Below are 16,163 nucleotides of genomic sequence, written 5' to 3' on the forward strand. Positions count from 1 at the left end.
GTTTTCAAGGTTCAATGTGTAAGCGCTTCGTTTAAGCGACTTTTTTATCTTACCAAGTTGTGGAGTTTATGTCAACAACTTTTTAAGTTTTTTTAAGTCGCCACTGACCGCTCGTTGCCGTCGTTCAGCAGCGACATTTACTAATATAACAAGGTTTCAAATTGAAGTCAACGAAAAATTAATATTTTACTATAATTATTTTACGGCTCGATAATAGCGGTGATAAATCCCTTGTCCCTTTGTCTCCACATCTACGATTTCGACGAATCCTTTATCGGTTAGATATTCGATGAGCATGCTTAAGTCCACTGAATAATGTCTTGCTTCTGGATGATTAAGAAGATCCTGAAACGTCCAGTGTTCTTTTTGGTCCAGAATGTTCAAGAGATGTTCCGTCGAAACCTTCATTCTTGAGTGGATGAGGAATTCGCTTGCCAGAAACAGCAGTTCGAGTCGTTTATCAATTTCTTCATCGCTTGTTACAAGCTCTTCATATAGCTTGTAAATTTCAGGCTCGATTTGTTTTACCTGGTTCCATACTGTTACCTCTGGATGAAAACCATTCTCGATTACCGCAAGCCTTGCTAAATGGTGCAGTGAATGAACGATGTGATTGTATGCATCTAAATAATGCTTACTTTCAAAGAATTCCTTACCGTCCATGTAACGACGAATCAACTTGGCAAATTCCATACCCATCTTGATCTTTCTTCCATAGAAGGGGAAATCTCTTAACTCTGTTTTAAGATTATGAATATATTCGTTGCGATCGAACAGCACTTTACCATTGAAGAGCCAATCGATTACTTTACGGTTGGACCCTAGTAAGATCCACTCGTTTAGCTTAGCTTCCGTTACGATATGCAAGGCTGCCTTTTGATCTTTATAGGAATAGTGTTTAATGAATACTGGTTCTTCAGCTTCTTTCACAACTAAAAAAAGCACAATATCAAACGTATCTGTCAACGGGCTGGATTTCTTGCTTTGTTCTATTAAAAGCGCTCCTAAAGTATTGGGGTGACTTGTACGCTCTTGGTATAACGGTCGTAAAATGTCTTCCATTTCATACTCCTCCACATCACACATTGGTTGGTTACTATTTCGACATTCAAAGGGGATTTCCTTCTCTGAATATAGTCATTTTTCGACAAAACCGTTTCGCATCCCTCTTATTACAACAAATATGGTATAGTATTTTTTTAGGAGGGACAAACAAATGGCTAAGAAATATTCTAGTAAAATCAATAAAATCCGAACGTTTGCCTTAAGCTTGGTTTTCATCGGATTTATCATTATGTACGTAGGTATATATTTTAGAGAACACCCATGGGTTATGACAACATTTATGCTGCTGGGTTTTCTGGGAATCATCGGAAGCACAGTCGTTTACTTCTGGATCGGGATGCTCTCCACTAAGGCCGTGCAAGTGACATGTCCTAATTGCGGAAGGGTCACCAAGGTCCTTGGGCGTGTAGATATGTGTATGTATTGTAATGAACCATTGACTCTTGACCCGAACTTGGAAGGCGAAGAGTTTGATGAGGATTATAATAAGAAGAAGAGATAATATGCATGAAAGAAGACCTTCTACTGAAGGTCTTTTTTTGCGAAAATAAAAGAATGGTTCTGATAACAGAACCATTCTTATCTAATGGGTTTCTTTTGTAGAGCAGTCAGAGCATGTTCCGTAGATTTCCATACGGTGGTTATTCACTTTAAATCCAGTGACATGGGAAGCCAGTTGTTCCACTTCATCCAGTCCCGGGTAATGGAAGTCAACAATTTTTCCGCAGCCATCACAGATGACGTGATAATGATCCGTTGTCACGAAGTCAAATCTACTGGAAGAATCACCGTAGGTCAACTCTTTCACTAAACCCACTTCACGGAATACGCGTAAGTTATTATAAACAGTTGCGACACTCATATTCGGGAATTTCCCTTCAAGTGCTTTATATATGTCATCAGCAGTTGGATGAGCCATTGAATCAATGAGATACTCTAATATCGCATGACGTTGAGGAGTAATACGGACTCCCGTTTCCTTCAATGTCGAAATCGCTTCTTTTAATTGTCCTTCTTCAGACATCGCCATGCACCTCTTTTCATAAGAATTATTATTTTATAATCTTTATAAATAGTGTACTAATCAACGGTCCCTTTTGTCAATCTTTCTCCCTAGTTACTCGTGTAAGTTTTTCTCTTGTTCCCCAAGCTGCTGGTTTATATAGCGGCCCGCAACGAAAAGATAGTCAGAAAGTCTGTTCAGATAAGAAAGGACCAAAGGATTAATGTCTTCATCAATTCCAACCGCTTCTCTTTCGGCTCTTCTCACGATTGTTCTGGCTGTGTGAAGTGCAGCCCCGGCAGGCTGACCTCCAGGAAGGATGAAATTGCTAAGTGGCGTCAGGGCACCCTCAAGAAAGTCGATTTGCTCTTCCAGTTCTTTGATATGTGATTCTTCAAGCTTCCATTTCACTTCTTTCCCTGCAGGAGTGGCCAGTTCCGCACCAACATGAAAGAGAATGGTTTGTACCTTATGAAAGAACTCCTCGAACTTTTCTTTTCCATCAAAGTATTCAGCTTTAAGGTAGCTTAGACCTAAACCAATCATGGAATTTGCTTCATCGCATGTCCCGTATGCCTCTACCCGCTGATCTTTTTTTGACACTCTCGTTCCATATACTAAAGACGTCGTTCCCTTATCTCCCGTTTTTGTATAGATTTTCATCCTAATATCCCCTCTCTGCATCGATCACGTTTATATACCCTTCACTCTTCTTACTATATGTAGTTAAATTCTTTTTAAAAATATCAAGTGCTCTTGGCATGTATTTTTTTGTGATGCTGGAAAGATGAGGTGTCACTGTTATCCCTTTATTCAACCAGAACGGATGACCCTTGGGTAGTGGCTCCTTCTCAAATACATCAAGATACATATGACCGATCAACTTCTTTCCACTGGCCTCAAGAAGAACGGATTCCTCTGCCAAATCACCACGGCCTATGTTGATAAATACAGCCGTGTCCTTCATTTGTTCAAAGTGTTCTACCTTTAGGAGATGCTTCGTTTTCGCAGTACTTGGGAGAACGGATACGATGAAATCTGCGTGCGGAAGCTGCTCTGTGAAAGTTTCAAGGGTGAACATGCTGTCAAAATGTTCTACAGGAGAACCGCTGGAGTTCACACCCACCACTCTCATTTGAAAAGCTTTTGCCAACCTGGCGATTTCTCCTCCAATCGCTCCGGCTCCGAGTATAAGGAGAGACGCTTGATGAAGTTCCGATGTGGGAAGTCTCCTGCTCCACACGTTATCGCTTTCCTGTTTCCATACCGATTGAAGTTGTTTCGCATACTGTAGCATTAATCCGATTGTAAACTCAGCCATGGGAATTTTATGGATCCCCCTTGCATTGGTCACCAGGATCCCTCTCTTTTTGATGGCTTCAAATGGCATTTTTTCCATCCCTGCCGAAGTGACCATGATCCATCTGCAATTCGCACTTTTTTCAATATGGTCGTCCGTTAGATCTTCACCCATAGTGGCAATCACCTCGGCGTTTGGAAGTTCATTTTCCGCTTCTTTGATTTTTTTATAAAAGAGAAATTCAACCTCAGGGAAGCTGTTTTTCAAGTCTGAGACGAATTCTTCCTTAGGTTGGAATGTAAAGATGATTTTCATGTAGCTGCCCCCCATCACTATTACCCATTATTTTACCATACGGGAGAGGAATCGCCCTAGCTTTAGCATCCTTAGGATATAAAAAAAGAGGACCGACATGGTCGATCCTTCTACACGGATGAGACTGACTTATTTGAGGAGGTTGCCCTACTCTTACTATATGACCTTACACGTTTTGTGAATGGACAAAAGCCTTGACTCTGTCAAAATAGGCTTGAAAATAGGCTTAGGAAAGGTTCTCTTGAATGTATTGCAGAGCTTCCTCCACATGTCCCTTCACTTTCACCTTTCTCCATTCCTTAGAAAGGTTTCCTTCTTTATCGATAATGAAGGTAGAACGTTCAATTCCCATATACTCTTTCCCGAAGTTTTTCTTCAGCTTCCACACGCCGTAATCTTCCGCCACCTTGTGATCTTCATCTACAAGTAGAAGGAATGGCAGTCCATGCTTGTCTACAAACTTTTCATGCTTTTCAACAGGATCCGGGCTCACTCCCAGGATAACCGCATCCAGATTTTCGAAGTTTTCATGCTGATCCCTGAAATCACATGCTTCTGTCGTGCAGCCAGGTGTCATGTCCTTTGGATAGAAATAAAGAACCACGTTTTTCCCCTGATAATCTGAAAGCTTCACTTTTTCTCCGTTGCTTGCAAGTAATTCAAATTCCGGTGCTTTTTGACCGACTGTCATGTATCTTCCCCTCCATTGGATATGATAAGTATTCTGACTTTAGCGTACCCAATCGAAGGAAAAAACTCAAACCATAAGCTACTTGTTTTCGTAGTTTAGAAATGATTTCACGACAAAGGCGGCAGGTATCGTGTAACCCAGCCATGATTCAATGAGGGCAATCCCTCTCCCGATCCCAATGGGCGTGACATCCCCATACCCCACTGAGAAGAGGGTGATGCCACTGAAATACATTGTTGTGAAAAAATGATCGAGAAAGTCTCCCGTTAAGGGTTTCCCTCCTTCAACGAGAACCGGAACACCCTCAAGCTCAAGGAGTGTAAACAGAAGGCCAAATCCGATCATGATTGTGATATAACTCATTCCAAGGAAGATGAAGTGATGAAATGAAACGTGATGCTCTTTCCATCTGGAAGGATAGAATAAGGCCCGTAAACTCATCACCATGCAGAACAAAATGAAAAACCCAATGATATAAAGCATGTACATACCCTCTTTTTTCTGCTTGTCTTAGTATATGTACGCTTTATACCCCGGAATCATTCTAATTACCTGCACCCCTGTATCGTTTCACTCCTTCATTCCATAACACAATCGAGAAGATGAAAAAACCGATGCCCACAAATGGAGTCAGAAAGGAATATGGATACCATTCCGTCTTTTCCAGGAAAAAGGCAGATGGATAGACTCCAACGAACGCGAATGGAAGAATCCACGTTAACACGAAACGAATCACTTTATTATAGATATCAACAGGGTATCTTCCATAGTTACCGATATTGTACATCATCGGCATGATCGATGTTTTCGCATCCGACCAGAATCCGATACTGGCAAGGGCGATGAAGATCCCTGCATACACAAGGGCTCCCCCAATGACAAACAGGATAAATAAAACCGGTTCGTACCATTCAAAGGTAATATCCAGCCTTCCACCGGCGTAGAACATAACCGAGAGGCCTGTAACCACTCCGAAAAGCGACTCCAGTTCCATTCGCTCTAAGATGATCTGAAATAAGCTGTGTATGGGACGGGTCAGGATCCGATCGAATTCTCCCTTCACCACATATCTGTCGTTAAAGTCCCAAATGTTGAAGAACGAACTGAATAGTGCAAACGGGACCAGGAAGAAACCATATATGAAAATAATTTCGTCTCTTGTCCAGCCGCTCAACAACTGAGTATGGCCAAACACGACCAGGATAAATACGAGGTTAACTGCCTGAAACAGTAAATCAGAAAGAATCTCGACAACCAGGTCGGCCCTGTACTGCAGTCTGATCTTCATATATTGGGCGACGTATTGAAAAAACATCTTCACATAAAACATGGGTCACCCTCCTTGAATAATCATTTGTTTTTTTGCCATGACCCAGAGTATCTTGATTGGTATAAGAAGAATCAACGACCATACTCCCTGCATAATTATCGCATTGAATGATTCAGAAGTCGTAAAGCCATTGGTGAAAATCATGCTGGGAACATAACTTATACTCTGGAACGGTAAGTACCCCATCACATTTTGCGCCCAAAGCGGGAAAAAATGAATCGGGAGCAATAAGCCGGAGAACAAATCAATGACCACTCGTTTTGCCCGGATGAGACCGTCGTTATTAAATAAGAAAAAGGTCGTGATCCCCGTCAGCAAATTGATTTGTGTATTGATAATGAAACTAAACAGGATTGAAATCGCAAATAAGACCAATGTATCCAGTCCTGTACCGAATTGAAGCGGGAAGATGAGGCTTACAATAATCATTCCCGGGAACGAGAAAAATAACAGTCTGAAGACTCCCTCTCCGAGTCCTTGCATCGTCTTCATCCCAAGATAGTTATAGGGCCTGATAAATTCAACCGCCACTTTCCCTTCTTTAATTTCCTGAGCGATTTCTCGATCAATATTATTAAAATAAAAAGCCCTGGCCATCCAGGATACAGCTACATAGGTGGTCATTTGAATGATTGAGAAGCCTTCTATATCTTGTTTTCCGCCGTATATGGCCTGCCATAAGAAATAGTAAGCACCTATATTGATACTATAAATGAGTATTCCACTATAATAATTAGTTCTGTACGCCAGCATCATGAGAAAGCGGATGCGAATCATTTCGATATACTTAGCCATGATACCCTCCCAAACACTAGAGCTGAACAGATAGCTTCCAATCCCAAACTCATCTCGTTACAGCCCCTTTTTCATAGATGTTTCGAATGATTTCTTCTGTTGTCGTTTCTTCTATCTTCATGTCTTTCACTTTACAGTTCGCAACGACTTTCGTTATCAGTTGCGAGATGACTTCATCATCCGCTTCAGTTAAAGCCGAATAACTCTGTTTTTTCTCATCGAAAGACCAGGAGATATTCTGATTTAGAGTAAGCTCGGATAAAGCAGTCAGGGACGTATCATCAAGAAATTGGAACACGACTTCCTTTTGGTCTCCCCAATTCTCTTTCAACTGACTCAGTTCACCATCATAAATGATTTTCCCTTCATCCAACATGACGACCCTTTCGCAAAGAGCTTCAATATCAGATAAATCATGGGTGGTTAACAAAATCGTCGTATTGTACTTTTCATTGATTTCTTTTAAAAATTGACGGATTTTCAGTTTTACTAGAACGTCTAACCCGATCGTTGGCTCGTCAAGAAATAGCAATGGCGGATTGTGAACAAGTGCAGCCGCTAACTCACACCTCATCCTCTGGCCAAGGGATAATTTACGAACAGGCTTATCCAGAAGCGGTGCGATGTCCAGAGTTTCAATCACATGATCCATGTGTTCCTTGTATTGCTCATCAGGTACTTTATACACTTTCTTTAAAAGCTGAAAGGATTCCTGAACCGCAATATCCCACCAGAGCTGTGAACGCTGTCCGAACACAACACCGATTGTCTGAACAAATTTTTCACGGTCACGGTGAGGATTCATTCCATTGACGGTCAGCTCTCCACCGGTGGGGGTCAAGATCCCGGTCAACATTTTGATGGTGGTGGACTTCCCTGCTCCGTTTTCACCGATGTATCCGACCATCTCTCCCTGCTTTACATTGAATGAGATATCGTTCACCGCGGGAACGATTTTATAATTACGCGTAAACAAATCCCTGAAAGCCCCTTTTAACCCGGAACGACTGGAAAAAGCTTTGAATTCCTTACGCAAATGATTGACTTCGATTGCATTCATGCTGCGTCCTCCTATAATCGATAAGTATTGTTGCCTCTTTTACAAACAAGGAATAGTGTACCACAGGGAACAGTTTCCCTTGGAACAGTCTGCTTGAAAATAAATGTGTCCAATGATTCCCTATTTGCTAAAGTGCAAATAGGCGTACTACAATAGAGTTGTAGCTTACCAGATAATCAAATATATTTTTCAGGAGGAAAACATGAAATTCACAGAATCAGAAACTTTACATACAGAAGCACTGGAACATATCGTCGGGGGCGTGAACAGTCCATCCCGCTCGTATAAAGCAGTAGGCGGAGGCTCTCCCGTGGCGATGGAAAGAGGACATGGCGCATATTTCTGGGATGTAGATGGAAACAAATACATCGATTACTTGGCAGCATACGGTCCTATCATTACCGGCCATGCTCATCCACATATTACAGAAGCGATTAAAACGGCAGCAGAAAACGGCGTCCTCTACGGAACGCCTACCCGGCATGAAGTGAAGTTCGCGAAAATGATTAAAGAAGCAATGCCATACATGGACAAAGTACGTTTCGTGAATTCAGGAACAGAAGCCGTCATGACGACGATACGTGTAGCACGCGCGTACACGGGAAAAGATAAGATCATCAAATTTGCCGGATGCTATCATGGTCACTCCGACCTGGTACTTGTCGCTGCTGGTTCAGGCCCTTCCACTCTAGGCACACCGGATTCTGCCGGAGTTCCGAAGAGCATCGCCCAGGAAGTCATTACCGTCCCTTTTAATGACATCGAACCATTTAAAGAAGCAATGGAAAAATGGGGAGATCAAATTGCTGGAGTGCTCGTTGAACCGATTGTCGGGAACTTTGGAATTGTGGAGCCTAAAGAGGGTTTCTTAGAACAGGTAAATGAAATTGCACACAGTGCAGGAAGCCTTGTGATTTACGATGAAGTCATCACTGCATTCCGATTCATGTACGGTGGGGCACAGGATATGCTAAAGGTGAAACCTGATTTGACGGCGCTGGGGAAAATCATCGGCGGCGGTCTCCCAATCGGTGCTTACGGAGGAAAAAAAGAAATCATGGAACAGGTTGCCCCGTTAGGACCTGCCTATCAAGCAGGTACAATGGCTGGTAACCCTGCATCCATCCTTTCAGGAATTGCATGTCTTGAAGTGTTAAAGGAAGAAGGCGTATATGAGAAATTGGATCATCTTGGGGAAATGCTTGAAAAAGGAATCCTTACTGCAGCTGAAAAACATAACACACCAATTTCCATTAATAGATTGAAAGGTGCTCTCACACTTTACTTTACGACGGAAAAAGTGGAGAACTATGAGCAAGCCGAAGCAACGGATGGGGAAATGTTCGCGAAGTTCTTTAAGCTTATGCTTAATCAGGGAATCAATCTGGCCCCTTCCAAATATGAAGCATGGTTCATTACGACCGCTCATACAGAAGAAGATATCCAGGTAACGATCGAAGCTGTCGATCGTGCATTCGCACAATTGTAATGGAAACAAAAGAAACGAAGGACTGCTCCACGTGGTATTGTACCATGGCGGGAGCAGTCTTTTTTTATTGATTTGTAGAATATCTCTTCTCTTGCTGGCATATCTATTCATTCTGTAGAAGAATTCCGTTGCTGTGACTTGTTTATCCCCCTCCACAAAAAGGTACATATTCTGTAAAAACTTATTTAGATTTGCCTATTGATATTACTTGTAAGTACATGTATAGTACAGTATTGTTTATTAAAAAGTTACACAAGAAAGGATCCTAATTCCATGAAACTTGGTGCTCGCATCCTAAAAACGGGAATTGCGATTGTATTAGCTTTACTTGTATCGCAGCTATTGGGTATACCTTCTCCAGTATTTGCTGGAATCGCGGCGGTCTTTGCCGTACAGCCCACCATTTATCGCTCATATCTATCAATCATCGAACAGATTCAAGCAAACCTGATCGGTGCTGGAATTGCTGTTATATTCGTTCTCTTATTCGGTAGCAATCCACTTATTGTAGGTCTTGCCGCTGTCATAGCCATCGCCATCATTCTTAAATTGAAGCTTCAAAACACGATCGGTCTGGCCCTGGTAACGTTGATTGCGATTATGGAAGTGACGGATCAGGATTTTATTCAATTTGCATTCATCCGTTTCTCTACCATTATGATCGGGGTATTCTCATCGTTCCTTATTAACCTGATTTTCCTGCCGCCGAAATACGAAACGAAGCTTTACCATAAAATATCAGATTCAACAGAGGAAATTTTAAAGTGGATTCGATTAAGTTCAAGACATGCAACAGAGTTCCACCTTTTGAAAAAAGACTTGGAGCGCATTAAAGAAAAACTTATAAAGGTCGATCAATTGTATCTTCTATATAAAGAAGAACGGGATTATTTCAAGAAAAATTCGATTGTCAAAAGTCGTAAGCTTGTGATTTTCCGCCAGATGATTTCATCAACGAATCGAAGCTTCGACATCTTGAAGCGATTGAACCGCTATGAAAATGAAATCTTTCAGCTACCGGATGAATTACGTGGAGTGATCAAGGGACAGCTTGATTGTCTCCTTACTTATCACGAACAGCTTCTATTGAAGTTCCTTGGTAAGATGCATCCGCATGCAGAGTCAGAAGCCCAGCAGGATGTATGCATGCATCGAAAAGAACTGATGAATATCATGATCCAGGAAGTAAAACAGCACAGTAAAGATGATAATATTCATAATTTCCATCTGCTGCATATTTTCTCTGCTATCTTTGAATACGATGAGCATTTAGAGCACCTTGAAAAACTCATCACAAGTTTTCAATCGTATCATAAAGAAGATAATGAAGTGATGATCGGGGAAGAAGAAGAATAAAAACGGAGCAAAGGATGTCATTTCCTTTGCTCCGTTTTTTCTTCTATTTAGTTTTTCATTTTCGGATCAAGGGCATCCCGAAGTCCGTCCCCCATCAAGTTGAATCCCAGTACCGTCAGCATGATGGCAAGTCCAGGGAAGATCATTGTCCACGGGGCTTGCAGCATGAACGTTCGTGCGTCAGCCAGCATTTTCCCCCATTCGGGTTGCGGGGCTTGTGCACCTAAGCCAAGGAAGCCAAGTGCCGCTGCTTCAATTATGGCAGTCGCAATGGCAAGAGTTCCCTGTACAATGATCGGCGCCATACTGTTTGGAAGGATATGACTCAATAGAATACGGCTGTCTTTCATCCCGATGGCTTTCGCAGCCATCACATACTCCTCCTGCTTTACACTCAACACCCGTGACCGAATGAGTCGTCCAAAGTTAGGGATATTGATAATCGCAATGGCAATTAAAGCATTTCTAAGGGATGGCCCAAGAGCAGCTACAACAGCGATCGCTAACAGGATACTCGGGAATGCAAGCATAATATCAAAGATTCGTGAGATGATTGTATCCACCCATCTTCCATAATAGCCTGCCACGATTCCCAGTAGACTTCCTACTACCGCGGAACCGATTACTGCAAAGAAACCTACCCATAATGAAATCCGTGCCCCATAAATAATCCTCGACAATATATCCCGACCAAAGTCATCTGTGCCGAGCCAATGTTCGGAAGATGGGGCTTGAAGCCTTTTCGATAAATCTTGTTCATTGATGCCTTGCGGGGCAATGACGGGCGCAGCAATGGCTAAGACAACAAAGAAAAGCACGATGAAAAATCCGACTAAAGCAATTTTATTTTTCCTAAAGCTTTTCCACGCTTCCTTCCAGGGAGAAACCGTTTCTTCCTGCAGGGAAGGATGAAGCTCCTTTTGCGGTTCTGCTAATTCTGCCATGAGAGTTCACCTCTTTCTTCTACTGATGTTAGTTGTATTTAATGCGCGGATCGACAGCAGCATATAGTAGATCGACAATTAAGTTGATCGTCACAAAGATCGTTGCGACTACGAGGATGCCTGACTGTACAACAGGATAATCACGGAAGCCGATCGCTTCATAAATATAGCGGCCGATTCCAGGCCATCCAAAGATTGTCTCAGTCAATATCGCTCCACCTAATAGGAGCCCCATTTGCAGACCGATTACCGTCAGTACTGGGATGATGGCATTTTTAAGAGAATGCTTGTACACCACCCAGAACATTTTCAGACCCTTGGCACGGGCAGTTCGGATATAATCGGAACGCATTACCTCAAGCATGCTTGAACGGGTCATACGGGCAATGATCGCCATCGGGATCGTAGCAAGTGCAATTCCCGGAAGGATCAGATGCCTGAGCACTTCACTTAATTGATCAAAACGCCCCTGTATGATGGTATCTATAATATAGAGATTCGTAATGGCATCGATTGGGTTGCGGATGTTTTCCCTTCCTGTGGTCGGAAGCCAGTCAAGCTGAATACCGAAAATCCACTGTTCCATCAAACCAAGCCAGAAGATCGGCATGGACACCCCGACCAAAGCCAGGATCATAGCAGTATAATCAAACCATGAGTTTTGGAACCAGGCACTGATGATACCCGCATTCACCCCGATGACCACTGCAATGATGATCGCTACAATCGCCAATTCCGCTGTCGCCGCCAAGTACGGCCAGATTTCACTTGAAACTTCTGTTTTAGTACGAATGGAGCTGCCTAAATCACCTGTTAACAGGCCTTTTAAATACTCAAAATATTGAACATACCAGGCATTATCAAGACCTAATTGACCTCTAAGCTGCTCAATGGCTTCCTTAGAAGCCTGTTGACCCAAGATCACCTGGGCAGGGTCCCCTGGTATTGCACGGATGATAAAGAATACGATAAAGGTCATCCCTAATAATACGGGAATTAATTGGAGTAATCTTCGTATGGTGTATTGAAACATTTTGTTCACCTCTCTGAAAGGAGATTCTAGTATTCTTGGAAGCTTGCTTAAACCGTTTTCTCGTAATGCTTGTCGGGGCTGAACGAGCCGCCTCCGCTTTTCTATGTACAAAGGGGAGACTAAAAAGTCATCTCCCCTAGGTTGAATCTTATTTCGACTATTCCATGTCTACTGAACCTAAGAAATCAGATCCTGTTGGATGCGGTTGGAAGTTCTTCACAGCCGCACTACCAGCTAATAATGGTGTAGAGTGCGCCAGAGGTACCCAAGGAGCATCTTCATGGATGATTTCCTGAGCTTGTTTGTACATCTCTTCACGTTTTGCTTGATCTGTTTCAGATTGAGCAGCAATTAATAATTCATGAAGCTCATCATTGCTGTAGTACGTGTAGTTATTGCTTCCGATATTGTCTTTATCAAGTAACACATATAGGAAGTTATCCGCATCACCGTTGTCACCTGTCCATCCAAGTAAGAACGCATCCGCTTCTCCGTTTCGGGCTTTTTCTAAGTATGTCGCCCACTCGTAAGATACGATTTTCGCTTTTACCCCTACTTCTTCAAGATCGGCTTGAATCGCTTCAGCTACTTTTTGGCCATCCGGCATGTATGGACGTGGAACAGGCATTGCCCATAATTCCATTTCAAATCCATCTTCTAGTCCTGCTTCTTTAAGAAGTTCCTTTGCTTTTTCAGGATTGTATTCATATCCTTCAAGTGCATCATTGTATCCGCCAATAACTGGAGGCATTGGGTTTTTCGCTACTTCAGCTCTTCCTTCGAAGAATGCGTCAATGATTTCCTGTTTGTTGATTGCATAGTTGATCGCTTGACGTACTTTTGGATCATCAAAAGGTTCACGAGTTGATGTCAGCCCTAAGTATCCAACGTTCATAGAAGGACGTTCGAATAATTGTAATTGGTCGTTCCCTTCAACTTGGGCTGCATCACTTGGATTGATTCCATCTGCAAGATCGATTTCACCTGAAACCAGCGCGTTAAGACGTGCAGAGTTTTCAGGAATTGATTTGAAGACAACTTGATCTAATTTCGGTAGATCTTTTTTCCAGTAGTTTTCATTCTTAACTAAAACGATTTTGTCATTACGCTTCCACTCTTTGAACTTGAAAGGACCTGTTCCTGCATCAGTCGGTGCTTCGCCTAACTTGTCACCTAACTCATCAAGGGCTTTAGGACTTACAATCGCAAACGGGCTCATCGCAATGTTCTTTAAGAACGGAGCCTGTGGACGTTTAAGGACAAACTCAACAGTTTTCTCATCAACAGCTTTTACCTCGTTGATAACATGACCTTCATCACCTTTAAATCCACCAAACATAGATTTATAGTAGTAGAATGCTTCTTCATTCCCATTCATCCAACGCTCGAAGTTCTTCACGACTGCGTCAGCATTGAAATCTGTACCATCTTGGAATTTAACCCCTTCACGTAATGTGAATGTATACGTCAAACCATCATCAGAAACCTTCCACTCTTCAGCTAATCCCGGGTTTGGTTCTGTATCCTGCTCACCAAATTCAACTAGAGTTTCAAAGATATTCTTTGTTACTTTAAATGATTCACCATCCGTAACCGCAGCAGGATCAAGTGCTACTGAATCCCCTCCGCGACCAAAGATCAATACTTTAGGATCTCCACTATCTTTACTGTCGCTGCCTTCGCCTGAAGAGCTTTCATTCCCTCCACATCCGTAAAGAACGGATGATACGAGTAGGATGAGCAGCATTAAAATTGACCAGCTTTTTTTTCTCAACTAAATCCCCTCCTGAATAATGTTTATATACTTATGAGACTTGCCTTCTAGTAAAGATGACAAGCTACATAATGCCCTGGTTGGTGTTCCTTGAATTCCGGCACTTTCTGTTTACATATCTCCGTAGCATGCGGACACCTGGTGTGGAATGTACAACCACTGGGTGGATTGGACGGGCTCGGAATATCCCCCTGCAAGAGAATTGTTTCTCTTTTAAAATCAGGATCCGGTACCGGTACCGCTGATAGCAGTGCCTGGGTGTATGGGTGAAGCGGTTTTTCATAGAGAGTTTCACTATTACTCAGCTCTACCATTTTTCCGAGGTACATCACGCCTACCCGGTCACTTATATGTCTAACTACACCTAAATCATGTGCAATGAAGATATAGGTGAGTCCGAACTCTTTTTGCAAATCCTGCATCAGGTTCAGGACCTGTGACTGAATGGATACGTCAAGAGCTGACACCGGCTCATCGGCAATGATGAGTTTTGGGTTTGTCATAAGTGCTCTGGCGATACCGATTCGCTGCCTTTGTCCACCACTGAATTGATGTGGATACCGTTTCGCATGATAGCTGCTTAACCCAACAATATTGAGTAGTTCATGAACCCTCTTTTTTCTTTCCTTCGCTGAACCTATTCCGTGGACCTTTAATGGTTCTTCGAGAATCTGTTCAACAGTATGCCTTGGATTCAAGGAAGCAAAAGGATCCTGAAAGACCATTTGCATTTCCCGGCGAATCTTTCTCATTTCTGAGTTTGATAGACTGGTAAGCTCCCGATCTTCGAATGTCACTTTTCCTTCCGACGGATCGATGAGTCGCATAAGCATCCTGCCCGTCGTCGACTTTCCACATCCGCTTTCTCCCACTATCCCCAGAGTCTCTCCTTTATTCACGGTAAAAGATACCCCGTCGACTGCTTTTACAGAACTGACTGGTCGTCCAAGAATTCCTCCTGTAATCGGAAAGTGTTTCTTAAGATTCTCAACCTTTAGCAACGGTTCCGTCATAAACTCCCTCCTCCACTTCATCGAACAGGAAGCATCGAGTGCAATGTCCTTGTGATGTTTCATATAACTCCGGTGTTTCGACTAAACAACGATCGAAGGCATATTCGCAGCGGGCCGCAAATCGGCACCCCGTCTTGATGGATCCCGGTTTAGGGACATTCCCCTGAATCGAATGCAGTCGCTGCTGCTTGACTCTCATATCCGGTACGGATTGAATGAGCCCTTTCGTGTAAGGATGCTGAGGGTTCTTGAAGATTTCTTCTACCGTCCCCTCTTCCACCACTTTACCTGAGTACATAACGACCACTCGTTCACATGTTTCAGCTACAACACCCAGATCATGAGTGATCAAAAGTACCGCTGTATTCAGCTCTTTATTCAATCGTTTCATCAGTTTTAAAATTTGGGCCTGAATCGTTACATCAAGAGCGGTTGTCGGCTCATCTGCTATTAACACCCGTGGATCACACACCATTGCCATGGCAATCATGACCCTCTGTCTCATACCGCCTGATAGCTGATGCGGGTATTCCTTGATCAACTCTTCCGATCTCGGTAAACCAACCATCTTCATAATTTCAATTGCTTTTTCTCTTGCTTGTTTCTTTCCAACTTTCATATGTATGCGTATGGCTTCCGTTAATTGGTCACCTATAGTAAAGACAGGGTTTAAAGATGTCATTGGCTCTTGGAAGATCATCGCTATATCATTGCCCCGGATATCTCTCATTCGCTTTTCAGATGCTTGTGTCAGATCTTCATCTTTGTAAAGAATCTTTCCACCTACTATTTTCCCTGGCGGTTTCGGTACCAGACCCATGATGGATAGGGACGTGACACTTTTACCACATCCACTTTCCCCAACGATCCCCAGCACCTCCCCTTCATTCACATGAAAGCTGACTCCATCGACTGCAGGAACTTCTCCGTCATCAGTAAAAAAGGAGGTCCTCAAATCTTCCACTTTTAGTAAAGGACGCGCTTCGCTCATTCAA

At 42.7% G+C, this 16,163-nt stretch carries 17 protein-coding genes; 3 read left to right on the forward strand and 14 right to left on the reverse strand.

What is annotated here, in order from left to right; all coding sequences use genetic code 11:
* Positions 1-195 precede the first annotated feature (195 nt).
* The gene (locus tag TV75_RS15410) at positions 196-1,062 is read right to left on the reverse strand and encodes a nucleotidyltransferase-like protein (RefSeq protein WP_044339695.1); all 867 of its coding nucleotides are present in this window, start codon (positions 1,060-1,062) and stop codon (positions 196-198) included.
* A 154-nt stretch (positions 1,063-1,216) separates the two neighbouring features.
* On the opposite strand from TV75_RS15410, the gene TV75_RS15415 reads away from it, so the two are divergent.
* Positions 1,217-1,567 carry a YgzB family protein gene (locus TV75_RS15415; protein ID WP_044339696.1) on the forward strand — a complete coding sequence of 117 codons (351 nt, stop codon included), beginning with the start codon at positions 1,217-1,219 and terminating at the stop codon, positions 1,565-1,567.
* A gap of 81 nt (positions 1,568-1,648) precedes the next feature.
* On the opposite strand, the gene perR is transcribed toward TV75_RS15415, so the two are convergent.
* The 8 genes from perR to TV75_RS15455 all read right to left on the reverse strand — a co-directional run bounded on the left by perR (position 1,649) and on the right by TV75_RS15455 (position 7,559).
* Positions 1,649-2,089 carry a peroxide-responsive transcriptional repressor PerR gene (gene perR / locus TV75_RS15420; RefSeq protein WP_374056235.1) on the reverse strand — a complete coding sequence of 147 codons (441 nt, stop codon included), beginning with the start codon at positions 2,087-2,089 and terminating at the stop codon, positions 1,649-1,651.
* A gap of 93 nt (positions 2,090-2,182) precedes the next feature.
* Positions 2,183-2,731 carry a cob(I)yrinic acid a,c-diamide adenosyltransferase gene (locus TV75_RS15425; protein ID WP_044339698.1) on the reverse strand — a complete coding sequence of 183 codons (549 nt, stop codon included), beginning with the start codon at positions 2,729-2,731 and terminating at the stop codon, positions 2,183-2,185.
* A 1-nt stretch (position 2,732) separates the two neighbouring features.
* Positions 2,733-3,683, reverse strand: a complete 951-nt coding sequence (locus tag TV75_RS15430; RefSeq protein WP_044339699.1) for a D-2-hydroxyacid dehydrogenase — start codon at positions 3,681-3,683, stop codon at positions 2,733-2,735.
* A gap of 226 nt (positions 3,684-3,909) precedes the next feature.
* Positions 3,910-4,374: a thioredoxin-dependent thiol peroxidase gene (gene bcp / locus TV75_RS15435; RefSeq protein ID WP_044339700.1), complete on the reverse strand. Its 465-nt coding sequence runs from the start codon at positions 4,372-4,374 to the stop codon at positions 3,910-3,912.
* Between the two features lie 78 nt (positions 4,375-4,452).
* Positions 4,453-4,857, reverse strand: a complete 405-nt coding sequence (locus TV75_RS15440) for an ion channel (RefSeq protein ID WP_044339701.1) — start codon at positions 4,855-4,857, stop codon at positions 4,453-4,455.
* Positions 4,858-4,918: 61 nt separating this feature from the next.
* Positions 4,919-5,704, reverse strand: coding sequence for an ABC transporter permease (locus tag TV75_RS15445; RefSeq protein WP_044339702.1), 786 nt, complete (start codon positions 5,702-5,704; stop codon positions 4,919-4,921).
* A gap of 3 nt (positions 5,705-5,707) precedes the next feature.
* Positions 5,708-6,499 carry an ABC transporter permease gene (locus TV75_RS15450; RefSeq protein ID WP_044339703.1) on the reverse strand — a complete coding sequence of 264 codons (792 nt, stop codon included), beginning with the start codon at positions 6,497-6,499 and terminating at the stop codon, positions 5,708-5,710.
* Between the two features lie 49 nt (positions 6,500-6,548).
* Positions 6,549-7,559, reverse strand: coding sequence for an ABC transporter ATP-binding protein (locus TV75_RS15455; protein WP_044339704.1), 1,011 nt, complete (start codon positions 7,557-7,559; stop codon positions 6,549-6,551).
* Positions 7,560-7,761: 202 nt separating this feature from the next.
* On the opposite strand from TV75_RS15455, the gene TV75_RS15460 reads away from it, so the two are divergent.
* Positions 7,762-9,048 (forward strand): glutamate-1-semialdehyde 2,1-aminomutase, encoded by a 1,287-nt coding sequence (locus TV75_RS15460; protein WP_044339705.1) that lies wholly within the window; start codon positions 7,762-7,764, stop codon positions 9,046-9,048.
* 273 nt (positions 9,049-9,321) lie between these two features.
* The gene (locus TV75_RS15465; RefSeq protein ID WP_044339706.1) at positions 9,322-10,404 is read left to right on the forward strand and encodes an FUSC family protein; all 1,083 of its coding nucleotides are present in this window, start codon (positions 9,322-9,324) and stop codon (positions 10,402-10,404) included.
* Positions 10,405-10,451: 47 nt separating this feature from the next.
* Here TV75_RS15465 and nikC read toward each other — a convergent pair whose 3' ends face one another.
* From nikC to TV75_RS15490, 5 genes are all read right to left on the reverse strand, one after another.
* Complete coding sequence (nikC, locus tag TV75_RS15470) at positions 10,452-11,348, reverse strand: nickel transporter permease (protein ID WP_044339707.1); 897 nt, start codon at positions 11,346-11,348, stop codon at positions 10,452-10,454.
* Positions 11,349-11,376: 28 nt separating this feature from the next.
* On the reverse strand, positions 11,377-12,381 hold the full coding sequence (locus tag TV75_RS15475) for an ABC transporter permease (protein WP_044339708.1): 1,005 nt from the start codon (positions 12,379-12,381) through the stop codon (positions 11,377-11,379).
* Between the two features lie 157 nt (positions 12,382-12,538).
* The gene (locus TV75_RS15480) at positions 12,539-14,128 is read right to left on the reverse strand and encodes an ABC transporter substrate-binding protein (protein ID WP_156142485.1); all 1,590 of its coding nucleotides are present in this window, start codon (positions 14,126-14,128) and stop codon (positions 12,539-12,541) included.
* A gap of 74 nt (positions 14,129-14,202) precedes the next feature.
* Positions 14,203-15,168, reverse strand: coding sequence for an ABC transporter ATP-binding protein (locus tag TV75_RS15485; protein WP_044339710.1), 966 nt, complete (start codon positions 15,166-15,168; stop codon positions 14,203-14,205).
* The gene (locus tag TV75_RS15490; RefSeq protein ID WP_044339711.1) at positions 15,143-16,159 is read right to left on the reverse strand and encodes an ABC transporter ATP-binding protein; all 1,017 of its coding nucleotides are present in this window, start codon (positions 16,157-16,159) and stop codon (positions 15,143-15,145) included. The genes TV75_RS15485 and TV75_RS15490 overlap by 26 nt, the downstream gene beginning before the upstream one ends.
* Positions 16,160-16,163 lie beyond the last annotated feature (4 nt).

The sequence above is a fragment of the Rossellomorea aquimaris genome (assembly GCF_000935355.1).
Lineage (GTDB): Bacteria > Bacillota > Bacilli > Bacillales > Bacillaceae_B > Rossellomorea > Rossellomorea aquimaris_B.

Bases quoted from the DNA above. Each gene is read 5' to 3' on its own strand.
- TV75_RS15410 (WP_044339695.1), bottom strand. From the start codon at position 1,062: ATGGAAGACATTTTACGACCGTTATACCAAGAGCGTACAAGTCACCCC.
- TV75_RS15415 (WP_044339696.1), top strand. From the start codon at position 1,217: ATGGCTAAGAAATATTCTAGTAAAATCAATAAAATCCGAACGTTTGCC.
- perR (WP_374056235.1), bottom strand. From the start codon at position 2,089: ATGTCTGAAGAAGGACAATTAAAAGAAGCGATTTCGACATTGAAGGAA.
- TV75_RS15425 (WP_044339698.1), bottom strand. From the start codon at position 2,731: ATGAAAATCTATACAAAAACGGGAGATAAGGGAACGACGTCTTTAGTA.
- TV75_RS15430 (WP_044339699.1), bottom strand. From the start codon at position 3,683: ATGAAAATCATCTTTACATTCCAACCTAAGGAAGAATTCGTCTCAGAC.
- bcp (WP_044339700.1), bottom strand. From the start codon at position 4,374: ATGACAGTCGGTCAAAAAGCACCGGAATTTGAATTACTTGCAAGCAAC.
- TV75_RS15440 (WP_044339701.1), bottom strand. From the start codon at position 4,857: ATGCTTTATATCATTGGGTTTTTCATTTTGTTCTGCATGGTGATGAGT.
- TV75_RS15445 (WP_044339702.1), bottom strand. From the start codon at position 5,704: ATGTTTTATGTGAAGATGTTTTTTCAATACGTCGCCCAATATATGAAG.
- TV75_RS15450 (WP_044339703.1), bottom strand. From the start codon at position 6,499: ATGGCTAAGTATATCGAAATGATTCGCATCCGCTTTCTCATGATGCTG.
- TV75_RS15455 (WP_044339704.1), bottom strand. From the start codon at position 7,559: ATGAATGCAATCGAAGTCAATCATTTGCGTAAGGAATTCAAAGCTTTT.
- TV75_RS15460 (WP_044339705.1), top strand. From the start codon at position 7,762: ATGAAATTCACAGAATCAGAAACTTTACATACAGAAGCACTGGAACAT.
- TV75_RS15465 (WP_044339706.1), top strand. From the start codon at position 9,322: ATGAAACTTGGTGCTCGCATCCTAAAAACGGGAATTGCGATTGTATTA.
- nikC (WP_044339707.1), bottom strand. From the start codon at position 11,348: ATGGCAGAATTAGCAGAACCGCAAAAGGAGCTTCATCCTTCCCTGCAG.
- TV75_RS15475 (WP_044339708.1), bottom strand. From the start codon at position 12,381: ATGTTTCAATACACCATACGAAGATTACTCCAATTAATTCCCGTATTA.
- TV75_RS15480 (WP_156142485.1), bottom strand. From the start codon at position 14,128: ATGCTGCTCATCCTACTCGTATCATCCGTTCTTTACGGATGTGGAGGG.
- TV75_RS15485 (WP_044339710.1), bottom strand. From the start codon at position 15,168: ATGACGGAACCGTTGCTAAAGGTTGAGAATCTTAAGAAACACTTTCCG.
- TV75_RS15490 (WP_044339711.1), bottom strand. From the start codon at position 16,159: ATGAGCGAAGCGCGTCCTTTACTAAAAGTGGAAGATTTGAGGACCTCC.